Origin of the sequence: Vibrio neptunius, assembly GCA_019339365.1 — a bacterium.
GTDB classification, from domain to species: Bacteria; Pseudomonadota; Gammaproteobacteria; order Enterobacterales; family Vibrionaceae; genus Vibrio; species Vibrio neptunius.
In genome coordinates this window covers 810,594-830,826 of the sequence record CP079859.1, presented here as the reverse complement: position 1 = coordinate 830,826, position 20,233 = coordinate 810,594, and the positions used below count along the sequence as shown (strand labels likewise).

19 protein-coding genes and 1 pseudogene are annotated in these 20,233 nt (G+C 45.9%); 11 read left to right on the top strand and 9 right to left on the bottom strand.

Translation table 11 applies throughout. The features are described 5' to 3' along the window. Positions 1-4: 4 nt before the first annotated feature. Positions 5-664 carry a GntR family transcriptional regulator gene (locus KW548_04085; protein ID QXX07229.1) on the top strand — a complete coding sequence of 220 codons (660 nt, stop codon included), beginning with the start codon at positions 5-7 and terminating at the stop codon, positions 662-664. A gap of 450 nt (positions 665-1,114) precedes the next feature. On the opposite strand, the gene KW548_04080 is transcribed toward KW548_04085, so the two are convergent. Both KW548_04080 and KW548_04075 read right to left on the bottom strand, forming a co-directional pair. Then, positions 1,115-1,807: an oxidative stress defense protein gene (locus KW548_04080; protein ID QXX07228.1), complete on the bottom strand. Its 693-nt coding sequence runs from the start codon at positions 1,805-1,807 to the stop codon at positions 1,115-1,117. Between the two features lie 96 nt (positions 1,808-1,903). After that, positions 1,904-2,800: a LysR family transcriptional regulator ArgP gene (locus tag KW548_04075; GenBank protein QXX07227.1), complete on the bottom strand. Its 897-nt coding sequence runs from the start codon at positions 2,798-2,800 to the stop codon at positions 1,904-1,906. A 112-nt stretch (positions 2,801-2,912) separates the two neighbouring features. Here KW548_04075 and KW548_04070 point away from each other — a divergent pair, with 112 nt between their 5' ends. Both KW548_04070 and KW548_04065 read left to right on the top strand, forming a co-directional pair. Next, a complete protein-coding gene (locus tag KW548_04070) occupies positions 2,913-3,542 on the top strand; it encodes a LysE/ArgO family amino acid transporter (protein ID QXX07226.1) in 630 nt (209 codons plus the stop codon). A gap of 4 nt (positions 3,543-3,546) precedes the next feature. Further along, a complete protein-coding gene (locus KW548_04065; GenBank protein ID QXX07225.1) occupies positions 3,547-4,029 on the top strand; it encodes a YbaK/EbsC family protein in 483 nt (160 codons plus the stop codon). A 29-nt stretch (positions 4,030-4,058) separates the two neighbouring features. Here KW548_04065 and mscS read toward each other — a convergent pair whose 3' ends face one another. The 5 genes from mscS to tkt form a co-directional block, all read right to left on the bottom strand. Further along, complete coding sequence (gene mscS / locus KW548_04060; protein QXX07224.1) at positions 4,059-4,925, bottom strand: small-conductance mechanosensitive channel MscS; 867 nt, start codon at positions 4,923-4,925, stop codon at positions 4,059-4,061. 341 nt (positions 4,926-5,266) lie between these two features. Beyond that, positions 5,267-6,343: a class II fructose-bisphosphate aldolase gene (gene fbaA, locus KW548_04055; protein QXX07223.1), complete on the bottom strand. Its 1,077-nt coding sequence runs from the start codon at positions 6,341-6,343 to the stop codon at positions 5,267-5,269. A 155-nt stretch (positions 6,344-6,498) separates the two neighbouring features. Then, a complete protein-coding gene (locus KW548_04050) occupies positions 6,499-7,659 on the bottom strand; it encodes a phosphoglycerate kinase (GenBank protein ID QXX07222.1) in 1,161 nt (386 codons plus the stop codon). A gap of 179 nt (positions 7,660-7,838) precedes the next feature. Next, positions 7,839-8,873: an erythrose-4-phosphate dehydrogenase gene (gene epd, locus KW548_04045; GenBank protein QXX07221.1), complete on the bottom strand. Its 1,035-nt coding sequence runs from the start codon at positions 8,871-8,873 to the stop codon at positions 7,839-7,841. 133 nt (positions 8,874-9,006) lie between these two features. After that, entirely contained in the window at positions 9,007-11,001 is a 1,995-nt protein-coding gene (tkt, locus tag KW548_04040) for a transketolase (GenBank protein ID QXX07220.1), read from the bottom strand. Between the two features lie 319 nt (positions 11,002-11,320). Here tkt and metK point away from each other — a divergent pair, with 319 nt between their 5' ends. The 8 genes and pseudogenes from metK (at position 11,321) to ruvX (ending at position 17,760) form a co-directional block, all read left to right on the top strand. Then, positions 11,321-12,475 carry a methionine adenosyltransferase gene (gene metK / locus KW548_04035; GenBank protein QXX07219.1) on the top strand — a complete coding sequence of 385 codons (1,155 nt, stop codon included), beginning with the start codon at positions 11,321-11,323 and terminating at the stop codon, positions 12,473-12,475. Between the two features lie 277 nt (positions 12,476-12,752). Continuing rightward, on the top strand, positions 12,753-13,547 hold the full coding sequence (locus KW548_04030) for a DUF2189 domain-containing protein (GenBank protein ID QXX07218.1): 795 nt from the start codon (positions 12,753-12,755) through the stop codon (positions 13,545-13,547). Between the two features lie 65 nt (positions 13,548-13,612). Next, a complete protein-coding gene (locus tag KW548_04025) occupies positions 13,613-14,110 on the top strand; it encodes a SprT family zinc-dependent metalloprotease (GenBank protein ID QXX07217.1) in 498 nt (165 codons plus the stop codon). Positions 14,111-14,188: 78 nt separating this feature from the next. Further along, positions 14,189-14,892: pseudogene (locus KW548_04020) on the top strand (endonuclease). A 108-nt stretch (positions 14,893-15,000) separates the two neighbouring features. Further along, complete coding sequence (rsmE, locus tag KW548_04015; protein ID QXX07216.1) at positions 15,001-15,732, top strand: 16S rRNA (uracil(1498)-N(3))-methyltransferase; 732 nt, start codon at positions 15,001-15,003, stop codon at positions 15,730-15,732. Positions 15,733-15,745: 13 nt separating this feature from the next. After that, positions 15,746-16,696 (top strand): glutathione synthase, encoded by a 951-nt coding sequence (gshB, locus tag KW548_04010; GenBank protein ID QXX07215.1) that lies wholly within the window; start codon positions 15,746-15,748, stop codon positions 16,694-16,696. 56 nt (positions 16,697-16,752) lie between these two features. Next, on the top strand, positions 16,753-17,316 hold the full coding sequence (locus tag KW548_04005; protein ID QXX07214.1) for a YqgE/AlgH family protein: 564 nt from the start codon (positions 16,753-16,755) through the stop codon (positions 17,314-17,316). 18 nt (positions 17,317-17,334) lie between these two features. Next, the gene (ruvX, locus tag KW548_04000; protein QXX07213.1) at positions 17,335-17,760 is read left to right on the top strand and encodes a Holliday junction resolvase RuvX; all 426 of its coding nucleotides are present in this window, start codon (positions 17,335-17,337) and stop codon (positions 17,758-17,760) included. Between the two features lie 312 nt (positions 17,761-18,072). Here the strand turns inward: ruvX and KW548_03995 are convergent, their stop codons facing one another. Next, positions 18,073-19,179: a PilT/PilU family type 4a pilus ATPase gene (locus tag KW548_03995; GenBank protein ID QXX07972.1), complete on the bottom strand. Its 1,107-nt coding sequence runs from the start codon at positions 19,177-19,179 to the stop codon at positions 18,073-18,075. A gap of 11 nt (positions 19,180-19,190) precedes the next feature. Continuing rightward, positions 19,191-20,228 carry a type IV pilus twitching motility protein PilT gene (locus KW548_03990; protein QXX07212.1) on the bottom strand — a complete coding sequence of 346 codons (1,038 nt, stop codon included), beginning with the start codon at positions 20,226-20,228 and terminating at the stop codon, positions 19,191-19,193. Between the last annotated feature and the right edge of the window lie 5 nt (positions 20,229-20,233).

Sequence of the window (20,233 nt, the reverse complement as noted above, 5' to 3'; positions counted from 1 at the left end):
GAAATTGTCTAGCCCAACGCTGACTAATAAAGTCTCGAAAATGATCTATCAAGACATATTAAGTGGGGAACTCAAGCCGAGCCAGAAGTTAGTAGTCGCCGATCTAAAAAGCCGATATCACGTGGGGGCTTCACCAATTAGAGAAGCACTAGTGCAGCTCTCATGGACAAAGTATGTCAGTCTCGAGCCACAAAAAGGTTGCTGGGTATCACCAGTATGTGTGAATGAACTTGCCGATCTTTACGAAAGCCTACGTACCGTCGCCGCTGTGCTACTGAAAAAATCGATTCTTTCAGGAAGTGAAGACTGGGAGCTCGAAGTTTTAACATCGTTTCATAAGCTATCACGAATAGATTTGCCTAACGATGAGTATGACTGGAAAGAGTGGGAAGAACGCCTGCATCAGTTCCATATCACGCTGCTTGAAGGTTCAAATTCACGCAACATGTTTGAGTTTTTCACTGACCTTATCAATCAAATCAAGCGTTACCGCTATTTCGCTCGCAACAACGGACTGGACACACGTCGTTTTGAGATTGATGAGTGTGAAAACATCATGAAATTGGTGCTAGCAAAAGACACTGAGCAAGCAGCAAAGCAGTTTGATCGTCATCTTCATCGCTCAATGGAACAAATACAAACCACAATCAAACAAGACGCATAATCCTGTAAAACAAGCCTAGGTTTTACGTAATGCCATTGCTAATTTTACACACAGATACTCTGTTTCACCGGTGCGTATTACATTCATAAACAGCAATATCATCGTATTTATTGCGGCGTGTATCAACTCCCAACCACAAAACCCATCTCATACAAGGCGTTAAAAATCACATAGCAAACTCACGGTTCTCTGCTAGCAACAGGACATATTCGTATAAACGGTGACTGTGAGGAAGAAGTTCGACAATAAACATGAATTGACTGCGAACGCTCTAATGTTGCTATTCAGTTGAGACTGGCTGACACCAAAAGACGTGTACTCAGAACCTCACCACAACTCCCAAATACGGTACTGTATGTAACTAAACAAGAAGTGGTTAAACAATCCAAAATGAAAATCAATAATTGAATGAAGCACCTTAAGTTTAGCGAGAAAAGGTGCTTTCATTGCTTAATCCAACTGATAAATGACGTCAACTCGATCACGTATCACGATTGTTGAGTCCTGATAGGTGTTTGATTCCGTTTTTGCGTCCATCGCCATTGAACGCATCAGTACCGGCTGACTGCTCGGCATATTGTAATCAATTCGCCAGACACCGTTGATATCTTTGCCAAAACCAGAGGCCAGTGACTCGGCTTTACTATTGGCATCCTTGATGGCGGCTTGGCGTGCTTGCTCTTGATATTTAGCCTGATCTTTCACTTTAAGCTGAATGTTTTCGACCTGGTTGATGCCCGAATTCAGCGCAATATCCAGATACTGATTCAAGTTCGCCAATTCATCGACAGTAACATTAACAGTGCGAGAAGCACGGTAACCCACTAACTCAGGCTTACCATTTTTCGGGTAATGGTATTGTGGTGAGATATAAAGATTAGAGCTGGTGATGTTATCAGCACGCATTCCCTGCTCTTTCAGTTTAGTCAGAAAGTCTGTCACTACTTTGTCGACTGTCTGCTTGGCTTGTTCTGCCGTCATGGTGGTTTCGACCACACGAACCGTAAACTTCGCCATATCAGGCTTTGCAACAACTTCACCATATCCGGTCGTAGCTAGGTGTGGGAAGTTAGGCGTATCAGCGTATGCACCAATACTGACCAGACCTGAAACGGCAATTGCCAGGCTAGAAACTATCTTCATTATTGTTCACCTTATTTAACTAATCACATACATCATAGCGTTTAGATGCTGCATGAGGAGTCTAGTTCGATGTTCTGACAGAACTTTAACCAAGTACTAGCTCGACAGCACATTTCTCGCATAATTAACAATGGATTGAGTCACTTCTTCCAATACACCCGATTCGAGTTGCCAGTGATGCCAATAGATGCGATATGAACTTAAGAACCCGGGCAAGATGTCGACTAATCTCCCTTGCGCTAACTCTTTTTGGATCTGAAAGCTTGGGATCAAACAATACGCAACTCCTGCCAGGGCCATTTTGACAAACGCTTCTGAACTGGCAACGCGGTGAGTCCGAACATTATCTGGCAAAATATTAAAATGCTCTTTTAAAAACAGCTGATGTTGATCATCATGCTGGTCGTATGCCACTGCTGGAGCCTGCAGTAGAGATTCATAGTTCACGCCATTGGGGAAATAACGCTCGACGAATTGCGGGTTTGCCACACAGACATAATCAACTCTGCCTAAATAGTCCGCCTGACATCCGGGAATAGGCCGAGATTCTAGACTAATTGCACCAGTCACCTCGCCACTTTTGAGCTTTTCTATTGCCCTAACTTCATTGAGTACTGCCAGTCTCAGCTCAATGTTCCGCGTTGTCAGTACCGGCTGTAGTGACGGCAACAGCCAAGTTGCCAGGCTATCGGCATTGGTGGCAATAGAAATCGCCAGCGGGCGCTCTGAATCACTATTAGTTAATTCAGGTACCAGCTCACTTTCTAGCAATTGCACCCTATGGTAAAGGCCCAACAGCTTTTTACCCACCATTGTTGCTCTAGGTGGCTGCTCGCGAACAAGCACGGGCTGAGCGAGAAACTTTTCTAACTGCTTAATACGCTGTGAGACCGCAGACTGCGAGATGTAGAGCGCCTCCGCTGCACGTTCAAAACTGCCTTGAGTCACTACTGACTCCAAAGCCTCTATCCATTTGTAATCCAACCCACGCATAGCGCCGCCAAAATAAGTAAAACTTATAATAGATTAAAATCATTAATTATACTTATCAAGATACTGACTCTATTCTCAACGCTCATATTCGCCATTCACTGGAGAGATAAACGTGAATCTATGGGTGTTATTACAAGGCTTTGGGCTGGGTGCCAGCATGATCATTCCAATTGGTGCGCAAAATGCCTATGTTCTCAACCAAGGTATTAAGAGAAACCATCACTTGACGACCGCTACTATTTGTAGCGTTCTCGATGTTATCTTCATCTCGCTAGGCATATTTGGCGGTGGTGCAGTCCTGTCACAAAATGAAACCCTACTCACGGTCGTCACCTTAGGCGGTATTGCCTTTCTGACCTTCTATGGCTTACTGTCACTCAACAGCGCCATGCACAGGAATAGAGCGTCCGAGTCCAAGCGTCAAGTCGTAGAACGTGGTCGCAGAGCGGTGATTCTCGGGGCACTGGCAGTCACCGTGCTTAACCCTCACCTGTATCTTGATACTGTGGTGATCCTTGGCTCAATTGGTGGACAATTTGAAGGACAAGAGCGAATTTCGTTTGCATTCGGTACGATCATGGCCTCTTTTGTTTGGTTCTACACCTTGTCGATCGGTGCTGCGAAGCTTGGTCCCACCTTATCAAGACCAAGAGTAAAACAAGGGATTGATATTGCGGTCGCTATAATGATGTTCACGATTGCCTTGATGCTTATAAACGAACTGGTCAATAAATACGGATAATTACATGGAACGATTAGATCAAATCTATCAGTACAACCTAAACCTTCTTCAACAGCATGAAGTGAGCTTTAAAGAATGGCGCCATGAGCCCATTCTCGATTTCGCCACTGATATGCGTGTCGCTGAACAACTTGGTTGGACAGGTACCCATAGCAAGAGTCTGTTTCTGAAATTGAAAGGGGGTGGACATGCGCTGTATCTGACCCACAAGGATGCACGCCTTGATAGTAAAGCCATCAAGCAAGTCTTAGGGAAGCGACCTTCCATTTGCAGCGATGAAGAAATGATAGCGCTGCTGGGCTGTGTTCCCGGCGCTGTTTGTCCTTTCGGTATGCCTGAACATGTTGAGATTGTCGTAGAACGTGCCTTATACCAGCACTCGGAAATCCTCTACACACCCGGTCACCCTGAACTGACCATAGGCATTGCAGGCACTTCCTTGCCGAAACTATTGCAAGCTATCCCCAACTCAGTCATTGAGATATAAAAAAGCGAGGCTAGGCCTCGCTTTTCCAATCAGGATTCAACCTTGTTGAGGTGAACATCCATTTGCGGGAACGGAATTTCAATGCCTTCATTATCTAAGCCTTCTTTAATCGCTTGCATTAGATCGAAATACACTCCCCAGTAATCAGACGTCTTAACCCATGGTCGAACCACAAAGTTCACTGAAGAATCCGCCAACGTATGCACGCCAACCAGGACAGCAGGATCTTTAAGGATACGCTCGTCAGAGTCACAGATCTTGGTTAAAAGCGCTTTGGTTTTCTGCAGATCCGCACTATAAGACACACCTATAATCAAATCGATGCGACGAGTTTCATGACGCGAGTAATTCGTGATAGGGCCGCCGATAACACTGCCATTTGGTACGACAACCATCTTATTATCTGGCGTCGTCAGAACCGTTTGAAAGATTTGGATGGACTCCACACTGCCTGCTACGCCACCAATTTCGACGTAATCGCCAGATTTAAATGGGCGGAAAGCAACAATCAGCACGCCTGCTGCAAAGTTTGACAGCGAGCCTTGCAGCGCTAAACCTACCGCTAAGCCTGCCGCACCGATAACAGCCACAACAGACGCGGTTTGGACCCCGATACGACTCAAAGCCGCAATCAGTACAATCACAAACAATAAGTAACGTACCAAACCATGGATAAACTCAATAACCGCTTTATCCATATTTTTCTTTTTCAGCATCTTAGCGACACTGTTCGCCACTATCTTAACGAAAATGTTACCGATGAATAGAATCAGAATGGCTGAAAGAACATTCACACCATACTGAATCAACAGGTCAGAATTATTGCTAATCCAAGATTCAGCCTGCGCTAAGCCATCCACTAATGGAGTTTCAATCTCCACCGACTTTCCTGCCATAATGTATACCCTCTAAAATGTGTGTCGATCTTATGAGTCACACGACTTTTTATGATTAATAGACGAAGTCGTCTTCATAGTTAACCTGAAGTTGTGTCAGATTTTTGGCACGATATATCAATTTTGACGGTTCATAAAGTGACGTTTATGCAAAGAACGCAAAAACAAAGAGTTATCAGAAAAAACTGATATCGGCTCGTTACAGATTACGCAATGGTTTTCAGTTTCGCCACTCTTTTAAGTGAGGAATAGCCCATTCATAAAACAAATATACCAGACACAAAAAAACCCGCTCATTGAGCGGGTTTTGCAAACTTAACAGAGTACTGAATTCCGGAGAATTATAGTACGTCTACTGCGTTTAGGTCAGCGAACGCTTTCTCTAGGCGAGTTACCATTGAAGACTGACCTGCGCGTAGCCATACACGTGGGTCGTAGTACTTCTTGTTTGGCGCATCTTCACCGGTTGGGTTACCGATTTGGCCTTGTAGGTAATCACGGTTTTCAGCTTCATACTTACGGATACCATCCCAAGTTGCCCACTGAGTATCAGTATCGATGTTCATCTTGATAACACCGTAGCCGATAGATTCTTGGATTTCAGCTTCAGTAGAACCTGAACCACCGTGGAAGACGAAGTTTAGAGCGTTAGGTGCGATACCGAACTTCTCAGCACAGTATGCTTGAGAATCACGTAGGATTGTTGGAGTTAGAACCACGTTACCTGGCTTGTATACACCGTGTACGTTACCGAAAGAAGCTGCGATAGTGAAACGGTGTGAAACAGCGTTTAGTTTCTCGTATGCGTAAGCCACATCTTCAGGTGAAGTGTAAAGCTCAGAAGCGTCCATGTCAGAGTTATCAACGCCATCTTCTTCACCACCAGTACAACCTAGTTCGATTTCTAGAGTCATGTCCATCTTAGCCATACGCTCTAGGTACTTAGCACAGATTTCGATGTTCTCTTCTAGAGACTCTTCAGAAAGGTCAATCATGTGAGAAGAGAATAGTGGCTTACCAGTTTGTGCGAAGAACTCTTCACCAGCGTCTAGAAGACCGTCGATCCATGGTAGTAATTTCTTAGCTGCGTGGTCAGTGTGTAGGATTACTGGAACACCGTAAGATTCAGCAACTGCGTGAACGTATTTAGCACCTGCTACAGCACCAAGGATTTGCGCACCTTGGCCTTCAAGTTTAATGCCTTTACCAGCGAAGAAAGCTGCACCACCGTTAGAGAACTGAACAACAACCGGAGCTTTCACTTTAGCTGCTGCTTCAAGTACTGCGTTTACTGAGTCAGTACCTACAACGTTTACTGCCGGAAGAGCAAAGTTGTTCTCTTTTGCTACTTCAAAAACTTTCTGTACGTCATCACCAGAGATAACACCTGGTTTTACGAAATCGAAGATCTTAGACATGGATGTAATCCTATTTATCTGTCGTTTTAAAAATAAAACTTGTTAAGTTTAAATTCTTGCAAACGTTTGCTCACAACGTGCGTCATTCTAGCAAAGAACAATGAGACTTGCAGCAAACCAGAAAGCGGGAGAGTCACTCCCCCGCTTTCGTTTAATTACTTAGCGCGCTCTTCAAGCATCGCAACTGCTGGTAATACTTTGCCTTCCACGAATTCAAGGAATGCACCGCCACCCGTAGAGATGTAAGAAACGTCAGCTTTAATACCGAACTTGTCGATAGCTGCTAGCGTGTCACCGCCACCTGCGACAGAGAAACCTGCAGACTGAGCGATTGCTTCAGAGATACCTTTTGTACCCGCTTCGAAGTTCTTAAATTCAAATACACCTACAGGGCCGTTCCATAGGATAGTTTTCGCGTTGCCGATGATTTCAGCTAAAGTCGCTGTTGATTCTGGACCAAGGTCGAAGATCATGTCGTCGTCAGCCACTTCTGAAACGTGCTTGATTTCAGCTTCTGCGTTTTCATCAAATGCTTTCGCACATGCAACGTCAGTCGCAACTGGGATAGAACACTCTTTCATTAATTTTTGAGCCGTTTCAACCAGGTCTGCTTCGTATAGAGACTTACCTACGTTGTGGCCATCTGCAGCGATAAATGTGTTCGCGATACCACCACCAACAACAAGTTGGTCAGCAACTTTAGATAGAGACTCTAGAACCGTTAGCTTAGTAGATACTTTAGAACCACCAACGATAGCAACGAGTGGACGCTCTGGGTTGTCCATTGCTTTGCCAAGTGCTTCAAGTTCAGCCGCTAGTAGAGGGCCAGCACACGCTACTGGCGCGTTCATACCAACACCGTGAGTAGATGCTTGTGCACGGTGAGCCGTACCGAATGCATCCATTACAAAAATGTCACAAAGCGCTGCGTATTTCTTAGATAGCTCTTCTTCGTTCTTCTTCTCGCCTTTGTTAAAGCGAACGTTTTCAAGAACAACAAGCTCACCCGTGTTTAGCTCTAGGCCATCTAGGTAATCTTTAGCCAGTTTAACGTCGCAATCTAGGGCATCGTTTAGGTAGTTAACAACAGGTTGTAGAGAGAACTCTTCTGCGTATTCACCTTCAGTAGGACGACCTAGGTGAGAAGTAACCATAACTTTAGCACCAGCTTCTAGGCAGTGCTTGATAGTTGGTAGAGATGCTAGGATACGTGCATCAGAAGTTACTTTGCCTTCTTTTACAGGTACGTTTAGGTCCGCACGGATAAATACACGTTTACCTGCTAGATCCAGGTCAGTCATCTTGATTACAGACATGATGTGTCCTCTCAAATATTCAAAAAGTAAAGTTTTTAAGACCCGGCGACCCTGCCAAGCCCAATAATTCTTCAAACTGATTTAGATATGGAGTTTATCATTATTTATTTCAAGGCAAGAAATAAACATTTCTCCATCGCCGCTAATCTGCGTTTCCTCTAAAAAGTGGCATTGCAGCGTCAAATTTGACGGGGAGCGGCTTGCATTGCGAGTGCCGTATCTAACATACGATTCGCAAATCCCCATTCGTTATCACACCAAACCAACATCTTAACCAAATGGCCATTACTGACACGGGTTTGCGTGCCATCGACGATCGCGCTATGGGGATCATGGTTAAAATCGATGGAAACGAGCGGAGCTTCAGTATAGTCAACAATGCCCTGTAATGTACACTGAGAAGCCTTAACAATGGTTTGATTTACGTCATTAACTTTCACATTTGTATTAATTGTGACGCTCAAATCCATGGCTGTGACGTTTACAGTCGGTACTCGTACTGAAATTGCTTCAAATTTGTTAGAAAATTTCGGGAAGATTCTTTCAATACCCTTATGCAACTTAGTGTCTACTGGTATGATCGATTGGCTGGCTGCACGAGTCCGTCTGAGATCAGAATGATAGGCATCGATGACCTGCTGATCATTCATCGAAGAATGGATAGTAGTGATAGTACCTGAATCGATTCCAAAAGCTTCATCAAGGGCTTTGATAATAGGTACAATGCAATTGGTCGTACATGAACCATTAGATACCACATTGTGATCTGCTGTTAGCGTATCGTGGTTAACACCGTAGATAATGGTATTGTCGAGATCGCTGGCACCAGGGTGAGAAAACAAGACTTTCTTCGCCCCCGCTTTGATATGCTCTTGACCATCAGCTTGAGAACCAAACACACCGGTGCAATCCAACACTAAATCCACTTCCAGATCTCTCCACGGTAGAAGATCGATTTCTGCCAGATGAAGAATACGGATGGAATCAAATTCTCCGCTCTCATGGTGAACGTAAATATGCTCCTGATCGTTAGTAATCTTCTTACCAAATCGACCGTGGCTAGTATCATATTGAAGCAAGTGTGCCATCGCATCGGGCTGCGCTAGCTCATTAACGGCTACCACCTTGATATCTTGGCTTTTGCCACTTTCATAGACTGCCCGCAAAACATTACGTCCAATACGCCCAAATCCGTTGATCGCAACTTTTAGCATGATTCCATCGCTCTACATCTTTTTCGTGTCACAAATACTACCTGATAGAGTTATAAATCGCATCTAGTTCCTCTTATCGGGCAAAAACAAAAAAGCCGAGTCACGAGGACCCGGCTTTCAAAGCAATTAATAATTAAGCTAAAAGCTCTTTCGCTGTGTTGACAACGTTTTCAGTGGTGAAGCCGAACATCTTGAACAGCTCACCTGCTGGTGCAGATTCGCCGAAGGTGGTCATGCCGATGATACGGCCGTCGAAACCAACGTACTTGTACCAGAAGTCAGCAATGCCCGCTTCTACTGCGATACGTGCCGTCACGTCAGATGGCAGAACCGCTTCACGGTAAGCGGCATCTTGCTTGTCGAATGCATCCGTTGATGGCATGGAAACAACACGTACTTGCTTGCCTTCAGCAGTCAGTTCAGTCGCAGCATTCACCGCTAGCTCAACTTCAGAACCGGTTGCGATAAGGATAAGCTCTGGCTTGCCTGCGCAATCTTTCAGGATGTAACCACCCTTAGCAATGTTCGCTACTTGCTCAGCGTCACGCTCTTGTTGTGCAAGGTTCTGACGAGAGAAGATAAGTGACGTCGGTGCATCTTTACGTTCGATAGCCAGTTTCCAAGCGACTGCTGATTCCACTTGGTCACATGGGCGCCATGTGCTCATGTTTGGCGTTAGACGTAGAGAAGCCATTTGCTCAACCGGTTGGTGAGTTGGGCCATCTTCGCCAAGGCCAATAGAGTCGTGCGTGTAAACTTGGATGTTTTGCACTTTCATCAGAGCCGCCATACGCATTGCGTTACGCGCGTATTCCATGAACATTAGGAAGGTTGCGCCGTATGGTACGAAACCACCGTGCAGAGCGATACCGTTCATGATAGCCGTCATACCGAATTCACGTACACCATAGTGGATGTAGTTACCTGCTGGGTTTTCAGCTGAAACAGACTTAGAACCAGACCACATAGTTAGGTTAGAAGGGGCAAGGTCAGCAGAGCCGCCTAGGAATTCAGGTAGCATAGCACCGAATGCTTCTAGTGCGTTTTGAGACGCTTTACGTGATGCGATGTTGGCAGGGTTAGCTTGAAGGTCTGCAATGATTTGTGTTGCTTTCTCTTCCCACTCAGCTGGCAGCTCACCGTTCAGGCGACGCTTAAGTTCTGCTGCTTCTGCAGGGTACGCCGCTGCGTACGCGTCAAACTTCGCATTCCACGCCGCTTCTTTCGCTGCGCCCGCTTCTTTTGCATCCCACTCAGCGTATACATCTGCTGGGATTTCAAAAGGACCGTGCTCCCAACCTAGCGCTTTACGAGTTGCTGCAATTTCTTCAGCGCCTAGTGGAGCACCATGACAGTCGTGTGACCCCGATTTGTTTGGTGAACCAAAACCGATGATAGTTTTAGTACAGATTAGGGTAGGACGTGGGTCTGCTTTCGCCGCGATAATCGCTGCGTTAATCGCTTCAGAGTCGTGACCGTCTACTGCTGGGATGACGTGCCAGCCGTACGCTTCGAAACGCTTAGGTGTATCGTCAGAGAACCAACCTTCTACTTCACCATCAATAGAGATGCCGTTGTCATCCCAGAACGCGATTAGCTTACCGAGACCTAGCGTACCTGCTAAAGAACAGGCTTCGTGAGAAATACCTTCCATCAGACAGCCGTCACCCATGAATGCATAAGTGAAGTGGTCAACGATGTCGTGGCCTTCTTTGTTGAATTGTGCTGCTAGTGTTTTCTCAGCCAGCGCCATACCTACCGCGTTAGTGATACCTTGACCTAGTGGGCCAGTCGTCGTTTCGATACCCGGTGCGTAACCGTACTCTGGGTGACCTGGCGTCTTAGAGTGCAGTTGACGGAAGTTTTTCAGGTCATCGATAGACAACTCGTAACCGGCAAGGTGAAGCAGAGAGTAAATCAGCATTGAGCCGTGGCCATTTGATAGCACGAAACGGTCGCGGTCAGCCCACTCTGGGTTTGCTGGGTTGTGATTTAGGTGAGAGCGCCAAAGAACTTCAGCGATGTCAGCCATACCCATAGGTGCGCCTGGGTGACCAGAGTTGGCTTGTTGTACGCCGTCCATGCTAAGGGCACGGATAGCATTAGCTAGATGTTTACGGGAAGACATGTCTGCTCCTGAATGCGTTAAGCGAAAACTAATTTTGATGGGCGATTATTCTCTCAAAGGCGTCTCAGCTCTGCAAACGTTTTACAGTCTGAATACTTGCGGTTCTCGCTTATTTTCTACTATTTTCATCCATCTTAGTGACATTTAACTCTATAAAAGAAAACATTTAGATATGTATTAAATTAAAAAAAGAGCTTGTAATTCGAGCAATGAAAATTAGAATAGACGTCTAGATGTAGATACACCTACAATTAATAATATTATTCAATGTCAGTGATGAAACTATTCACTGATATAACCAGATTAAAGTGGAGCTAACATGGCTAAGCACCTGTTTACTTCTGAGTCGGTATCAGAAGGACATCCAGATAAAATTGCAGACCAGATTTCTGATGCAGTACTTGATGCGATTCTTGAACAAGACCCAAAAGCCCGTGTTGCGTGTGAGACATACGTTAAAACCGGCATGGTAATGGTAGGTGGCGAGATCACCACTTCTGCGTGGGTAGACATTGAAGAACTCACTCGACAAACCGTTCGTGAGATCGGTTATGTCAACTCAGAAATGGGCTTCGACGCAAACTCTTGTGCGGTACTAAACACCATTGGTAAACAGTCTCCAGACATCAACCAAGGTGTTGATAAATCGGATCCAAAAGAGCAAGGTGCTGGTGACCAAGGTATCATGTTTGGTTACGCGACGAATGAGACAGATGTGCTAATGCCAGCCCCAATCACGTACTCCCATTTGCTTGTGCAGAAACAAGCGGAAGTACGTAAAAACGGCACACTACCTTGGCTACGTCCTGATGCAAAATCACAGGTGACGTTCCAGTACGACCAAGGAAAAATCGTTGGTATTGATGCTGTCGTTCTTTCGACTCAGCACTGTGACTCAATCTCGACTCCAGACCTACGTGAGGCGGTTATGGAAGAGATCATCAAGCCAGTTCTACCATCAGAGTGGCTAAACAAAGACACCAACTTCTTCATCAACCCAACTGGCCGTTTTGTTATCGGTGGCCCAATGGGTGACTGCGGTCTGACTGGTCGTAAGATCATCGTTGATACTTACGGTGGTGCTGCGCGTCACGGTGGTGGTGCATTCTCAGGTAAAGATCCATCAAAAGTTGACCGCTCTGCTGCTTACGCTGCACGTTACGTTGCGAAAAACATCGTTGCTGCTGGTCTAGCTGATCGCTGTGAGATTCAGCTTTCTTACGCAATCGGTGTTGCAGATCCAACATCTATCATGGTCGAAACCTTCGGTACTGAAAAAGTATCTCAAGACATCATTGTTGAAGCGGTACGCCAGCACTTCGATCTTCGCCCATACGGCCTACAAGAAATGCTGAACCTACTTCAACCAATCTACAAGAAAACAGCGGCTTACGGCCACTTTGGTCGTGAAGAATTCCCATGGGAAGCTACGGATAAAGCGTCACTTCTTCGAGACTTCGCTGGCATTAAGTAATGTAAACTGCCGCGATAACTTGCTTTTTAAGGGCTTCTGGGTAACCAGAAGCCCTTTGTTTTTGTGCGCAAAAATCGAACAACAAATTTGTATTTTTTTGTCATGGGGTCAATAGTTAACAATAAGTTAAAAGGTCAATGCTTTGTCGAAATTGCTTTTTAACAGACTAAGTTAGATGCGCAGCTTACTAGGCCAGTCGCAAAGCCGGGCATCGAGTTCCAAAACGCCACCCATTGACCTATGGGTGACTTATTACAGAATCGATCAAGGAGGATGTATGCCTCGTACGGTGAATCCACAAGACTTAAACGACAAGCGAAAGGAAGTCCCAGATAACGAATACGCACGCACTATTCCGTGCAATCACGTCAGTTTATCCGCGCCGTTTCACTGGCTATCACTCGGCTTGCACGACTTTGTGCGTATGCCATTGATCAGTGCCTTTTACGGCTTATGTTTTATGGCGGCAGCGATTGGTATCGTGCTGTTAGTACAATGGCAAGGCACACACTTAGTCGTAATGCCAAGTTTAGTCGTCTATATGCTAATAGGTCCCTTCCTAGCGCTAGGGCTTTATGATGCCAGTTGGGAACGGGAAAAGGGCCATCACGCCAGCTTACTTCACTCAATGAAAGCGATTGGGCGTAACTCTTCATCACAATGGGCGTTCGCTGTCATGCTCGCCGTGTGTATGATCTTCTGGATGCGTATCGCTGCATTACTTCATGCGTTATACCCGTCCGTTCAGGGCGCACCATTGACCGAGTTCCTTCCATTTCTGGTGATTGGTTCATTGGTGGGCATGGTACTGGCTGCAATCGTGTTTAGTATTTCAGCTTTCTCCATCCCACTGATGATGGAACGACGCGTTGATATGATGACCGCTGTGTTTACCAGCTTTAACGCCGTCAAATCCAATATACCAGCGATGATAGTGTGGGCCGCCGTGATTTGTGGCGGTATCTTAATTGGCTTTGCAACTTACGGGATTGGCATGTTGTTTACTATGCCAATCCTTGGCTACAGTACTTGGCACGCTTATCATGAAACCATCAAGAAAAAGCACCATTAGCGCTACCTTCTGATCCGGTATATGATTCGCCCCTTGTGTAAGGGGCGAATTTTTTGGAGATGAATTTGGATATAGAGCTTTGCTATCGCGCACAACAAGTGGTCGCTCGCTACATCATAATGGCTCAACATGCTTTTCAGCGTTCATTTTCCTTCCCTTCTATCAGCTACAAACTGAGAGGTAAAGCGGCGGGCAAAGCCTACCTCCAGCTCAATGAAATTCGCCTAAATCCCGTATTATTTGTCGAAAATCAGCAAGCGTTTTTCGATGAAGTCATCCCGCATGAAATCGCCCATTTGATCACTTTTCAGGTCTATGGTCGGGTCAGACCCCACGGTAAAGAATGGCAATCGGTCATGGAAAGCGTGTTCAGCATCCCTGCTCGTACTACGCACAGTTTTGAAATTACTTCCGTACAAGGGAAAACCTTCGAGTATCGCTGCGGATGCCAAACCTATCCGCTAACGATCAGACGCCACAATAAAGTCCTACGTCAACAAAGCAGCTACCGATGTCAGAGCTGTCAGCAAAGTCTTGTCTTTACGGGCAAACAACTCTCATAGCTCTGTGGCCATCGATAACACTCAATTTAAAATGCGTGGTAGACTGCGATAAGTAATACTTTTCTAATACTTATCGACATGAAAATTCGAGTATTTTTCGTTTGCTTAACTTTACTGATCACTTCATTTCAGGCCCTATCTGCGCCTCCCTCTTCGTTTTCGAAAGCCAAAAAAGAAGCGCTGAAAATATATGCAGATCACCCCACCAGCTTTTACTGTGGATGTGATATTACCTGGCAGGGAAAGAAAGGTATTCCCGATTTAAAGTCATGTGGCTACGAAGTAAGAAAACAGCAAAAACGAGCCTCAAGAATCGAATGGGAGCATGTTGTTCCAGCCTGGCAGTTTGGCCACCAACTTCAATGTTGGCAGTCTGGTGGGCGAAAAACTGCACCAAAAATGACACCGTTTTTCGTTCAATGGAAGCCGACCTACATAACCTCACTCCAGCCATTGGCGAAGTGAACGGTGACCGTTCGAATTATAATTTCAGTCAATGGAATGGTGTGGATGGTGTGACTTATGGCCGATGCGAGATGCAGGTCAACTTTAAGCAGCGAAAGGCCATGCCACCAAACCGCGCCAAAGGCTCCATTGCTCGAACTTATCTGTACATGAGTCAGGAATACGGATTCAAGCTCTCTAAGCAACAAAGCCAACTCATGACAGCTTGGAATAAACTCTACCCAGTAGACACATGGGAATGTGAGCGTGAACGCCGAATTTTCAAGATTCAGGGCAATCATAACCCTTTCGTTTTCAAAGCATGCCAGGCTCTGTAATTGCCCCTTATGAATTGTGGCGATATGTATAGCCTGCCCCTTGTTTTTTAGGCACAAAGCATCCATGTTAGGAGTTCATTCTCAATTATCTGGCCGGATACATAGCTGATGCGAATTCCTCGAATTTATCACCCTGAACCTATAACCCAACTTGGCAGTTTAGCGCTTGACGAAGACGCAGCCGGCCATGTAGGAAGAGTCTTGCGGATGAAAGTTGGACAAGAAGTATTGCTTTTTGATGGCTATGGCGCCGAGTTTCCTGCCGTCATTGAAGAGGTCACCAAAAAGTCCGTCATGGTGAACATCACTGAACGTGTTGAACGTAGCAGTGAGTCACCGCTGGACTTACATTTGGGTCAGGTCATTTCTCGCGGAGAAAAGATGGAGTTCACCATTCAGAAGTCCGTAGAGTTGGGCGTCAATACCATTACTCCATTGATTTCTGAGCGTTGTGGCGTCAAGCTGGATCAAAAACGTTTTGAGAAAAAGCTCGCCCAATGGCAGAAAGTGGCCATCAGCGCTTGCGAGCAAAGTGGGCGTAATATCGTTCCGCAGATTCGCCCTATCATGCAGTTAGATGAGTGGTGTGCAGAAGACTACGATGGCCTTAAACTCAATCTTCACCCAAGAGCAAAATACTCAATCAATACGCTGCCAGATCCGGTCGAGAAAGTTCGCCTGTTGATCGGCCCCGAAGGTGGCTTATCCGCAGAAGAAATCGAGAAAACCCGAGAATATCAATTTGAAGAGACTCTGCTAGGCCCACGCGTATTACGCACAGAGACCGCTGCTCTTACCGCAATTACTGCCCTTCAAGTTCGCTTTGGCGACCTTGGTTAAACGGAGAAAAACCATGATCAAATTAGGTATCGTGATGGACCCTATCGAGTCCATCAATATCAAGAAAGACTCTAGCTTTGCCATGATGCTTGAAGCGCAGCGCCGCGGCTACGAAATCCACTATATGGAAATGCATGATCTGCACCTAGACCAAGGTGTCGCTGTTGCTGATACTAAAGTGGTGGAACTCAAAGAAGATCCAACTGGCTGGTTTCAGTTTAAGTCAGAGCAAACGATTGAGTTGTCAGAGCTTGATGCCGTTTTGATGCGCAAAGATCCTCCGTTTGATACAGAGTACATCTACGCGACCTACATTCTTGAGCGCGCAGAAGAGAAAGGCACATTAATCGTCAACAAACCTCAAAGCCTACGTGACTGTAATGAAAAGCTGTTCACAGCCTGGTTCCCTGAACTTACCCCAACCACAATCGTGACCCGCAAAGCAGAGAAGATTAAACAATTCCGCGAACAGCACGGAGATGTGATCTTAAAACCACTAGATGGCATGGGTGGTGCATCTATTTTCCGAGTCAAAGAGAACGATCCAAATGTTTCTGTGATTATCGAAACCCTGACTAACCACGGTCAAAACTATGCGATGGCACAAACATTCGTTCCAGACATCAGCAACGGCGACAAGCGAATTCTAGTCGTGGACGGCGAAGCGATGCCTTATTGCCTAGCGCGTATTCCGGCAAAAGGAGAAACTCGCGGCAACCTTGCGGCAGGCGGCACCGGTGAAGCCCGACCTCTGAGCGAAACAGATAAACAGATCGCAGCGGCTGTAGCGCCTACACTTAAGGAAAAAGGTTTGATTTTTGTAGGTCTCGACGTCATTGGTGACAAGTTAACTGAGATAAATGTAACCAGCCCAACCTGTATTCGCGAAATCGAGGCTGCATTTGATATCTCAATTACGGGTAAATTGATGGACGCAATAGAGCGTCACCTCAACAAGCAGTAATTTACTCATATGATCATTGGGCGATAACTTGCCGCCCACTTTACGCTGGAGTAACTATGAATTTAACCAACCACTTTTTAGTTGCTATGCCAGGGATGAAAGATCCCTACTTCCAACGCAGCGTTATCTACGTATGTGAACACAATGATGATGGCGCGATGGGTTTAATGATTAATGCTCCAATCGACATCACAGTAGGTAAAATGCTCAAGCAGGTCGACGTTGAAGCAACTCAGCCTCAACTCAAAGTCGGTAGCCTTGAGAAACCGGTACTCAATGGCGGCCCAGTTTCAGGAGATCGAGGGTTTATTCTTCACCAACCGAAAGATCATTATGAATCCAGCATCCAGATGACTGACTGTATCTCTGTTACCACTTCGAAGGATATCCTCGCGGTGCTCGGTACAGAAGCCGAACCACCAGAATACATTGTTGCATTAGGCTATTCTGGCTGGGAAGCAGGCCAATTGGAAATTGAGCTTTCGGAAAACTCTTGGCTAACGATTGAAGCCGACCCTGATGTCATGTTTAACACACCGATCAATGAACGTTGGCAAAAAGCCGTGCAGATGCTGGGCATCGACGCGTCTCAACTGTCCAGCGATATTGGTCACGCATAACCTCATCACTGATAATTTATGTCTAGAACAATTATGGCTTTTGACTTTGGCACTAAAAGTATTGGCAGTGCCATTGGTCAGGAGATTACAGGCACGGCATCACCGCTGAAAGCCTTTAAAGCCAGCGATGGCATTCCCAACTGGGACGATATTGAAAAGCAGATCAAAGAGTGGCAACCAAATCTACTGGTTGTCGGCCTGCCAACAGACCTTCACGGCAAAGATCTGGAAACTATTACTCCTAGAGCGAAAAAGTTTGCTAACCGTCTTCACGGCCGTTTCGGCCTTCCTGTCGAGCTACACGATGAGCGCTTGTCCACCACAGAAGCTCGCTCAGAACTTTTCAGTATGGGCGGCTACAAAGCACTCAGTAAAGGTAACGTCGATTGCCAATCAGCGGTCGTTATCCTTGAAAGCTGGTTTGAGGCTCAATACGGCGACTAGAAAGCTGGTAAAATCAAAAAAGGGTGGTGTGTAAACATCACCCCCTTTTTCAACCAGTTAAAGCGTCATCCTCAAGAATGAGGAACGAACGAGTTGAGGATCTTTTACAGCAAGTAGAAAACCATTAGAGATTCCCTACTCTCTCCTTCGTCGCTCTATGGAATGACATTTCTAACTAGAATTGCATACTCAAAATAGTTGGAACCTTAGCAAGGCAACAAACGAATCAAGACCTATGAGCATAGGTCCCCTATGTGATTAGGTTTGATGAGAGCAGTTAACACAGATAAGGTTTCAAATATGAAGAGGATGTTAATCCATATCAATCTTCACATCTGCCAGAGCCCCACCACCGAAGCTTTCACCTCGTTGAGTTTTGAGCATGATCCGCAGGTCATTGGCTGAATCGGCACTGTGCAGCGCATCTTCTTCAGTAATTTTATCATTTACTACCAGTTGATAAAGCGCCTGATCAAACGTCTGCATACCCATTTCCTGAGATTTCGCCATGGTGGATTTGAGTTCATGCAAGTCCCCGCGGCGAATAAGATCCGATACTCGTGGACTGTTGATTAAGACTTCAAATACACCATGACGACCTTGGCCGTTTTTATCTCGAATCAACTGCTGACCGATAACACCTTTGAGGTTCATGGAGAGATCAAACAGGAACTGCTCTTTTTGCTCTTTCGGTACAAGGTGCAGGATCCTTTCCAAAGCTTGGTTAGCATTATTAGCGTGCAAAGTCGCCATACACAGGTGTCCCGTTTCGGCGAATGTCATCGCGTATTCCATGGTCTCTCGCGAACGGATCTCACCAATCAGGATCATGTCTGGAGCCTGGCGCAAAGAGTTCTTCAGTGCGACTTCATAACTTTCAGTATCCAAACCAACTTCACGTTGCGTCACGATGCATTTCTGATGTTCATGGACAAACTCAATCGGGTCTTCAACTGTCAGAATATGGCCGCTGCGCTCAGTATTTCGATAGCCGGTCATCGCCGCCATTGTTGTGGATTTACCGGAACCTGTGGCGCCGACTACTAACACCAAGCCGCGCTTGGCGATGGAAAGATCTTTCAGAGTGTCGGGCAGTTTTAAGTCATCAAAGGTGGGTATGGTGGTTTCGATTCTACGAATCACCGCACCGGGTAATTCTCGCTGATAGAAAGCGGAAACACGAAAACGACCAAAATCCCGCACTACGGCAAAGTTCGCTTCTCGACTGTGGCTATAGTCACTCTGGCGCTCTTCATCCATGGTGCTGTGGAGTAGCGTCAGCACTTCGGCTTCCGATAAGCTCTCTCCATGCGGCTTCAACTCACCATCAACACGATAAAGTATCGGGGCGCCAACAGTGATGTATAAGTCTGACGCTTTCTCAGTCAGCATGCCTTGCAGATAAGCATTGATATCCATCATGACCTCTCTCAGAACAGACCTTGCTCAACTTCGATTTTTTTCGACACTTCTTCCGCATCAACCAGACCTTGAGCAATCAACTGTTTCGAATGCTGCTCCATGGTTTGCATACCATGCGCCGCACCAGTCTGAATCACAGACTGCATTTGCGCGACTTTGTCTTCGCGGATCAGGTTACGAATCGCAGGCGTTGCCATCATGATTTCATGACAAGCGGTTCTCCCGCCACCAATCCGCTTGAGTAATTTCTGCGCAATCACCGCACGCAGAGACTCAGAGAGCATGGAACGCACCATGCCTTTATCGCTGCCCGGGAAAACATCAATGATCCGATCGATCGTTTTCGCCGCCGAACTGGTGTGCAAAGTACCAAATACTAAGTGGCCGGTTTCAGCAGCGGTCAACGCTAGACTGATCGTTTCCTGATCACGTAGCTCACCGACTAAAATGACATCGGGATCTTCACGCAATGCACTGCGCAGCGCGTTGTTAAAACTATGGGTATCATTGTGAACTTCACGCTGGTTGATCAGACATTTGTTATTGGTATGCACAAACTCAATCGGATCTTCAATAGTCAGGATATGTTTGTTGTGGTTGCGATTAATATGATCCACCATTGCCGCCAGAGTCGTCGATTTACCTGAGCCCGTTGGCCCAGTGACCAAGATTAATCCTTTTTCCATATTGGCGATATTTTCAAAGATCGACGGCGCTGCTAGCTGCTCTAAAGTCGGAATATCGGTTGGAATGGTACGAAATACGGCCGCACAACCGCGAGATTGGTTAAACGCGTTGACCCTAAAGCGGCCTACGTCAGGAAGTGCAAAAGAAAAGTCGACTTCGAGGCGTTCTTCAAATTCGCTACGCTGAGCATCGTTCATAATTTCAAACACCAAACGATGCACTTCGGAATGGTTGAACGCTGGTACGCCAAGCTTTCTTACTTCACCATCAATGCGTACCATAGGAGATACACCAGCAGAAAGATGTAGATCTGAAGCATTATGCTTTACACTAAAATCCAGTAATTCAGCGATATCCATTTAAA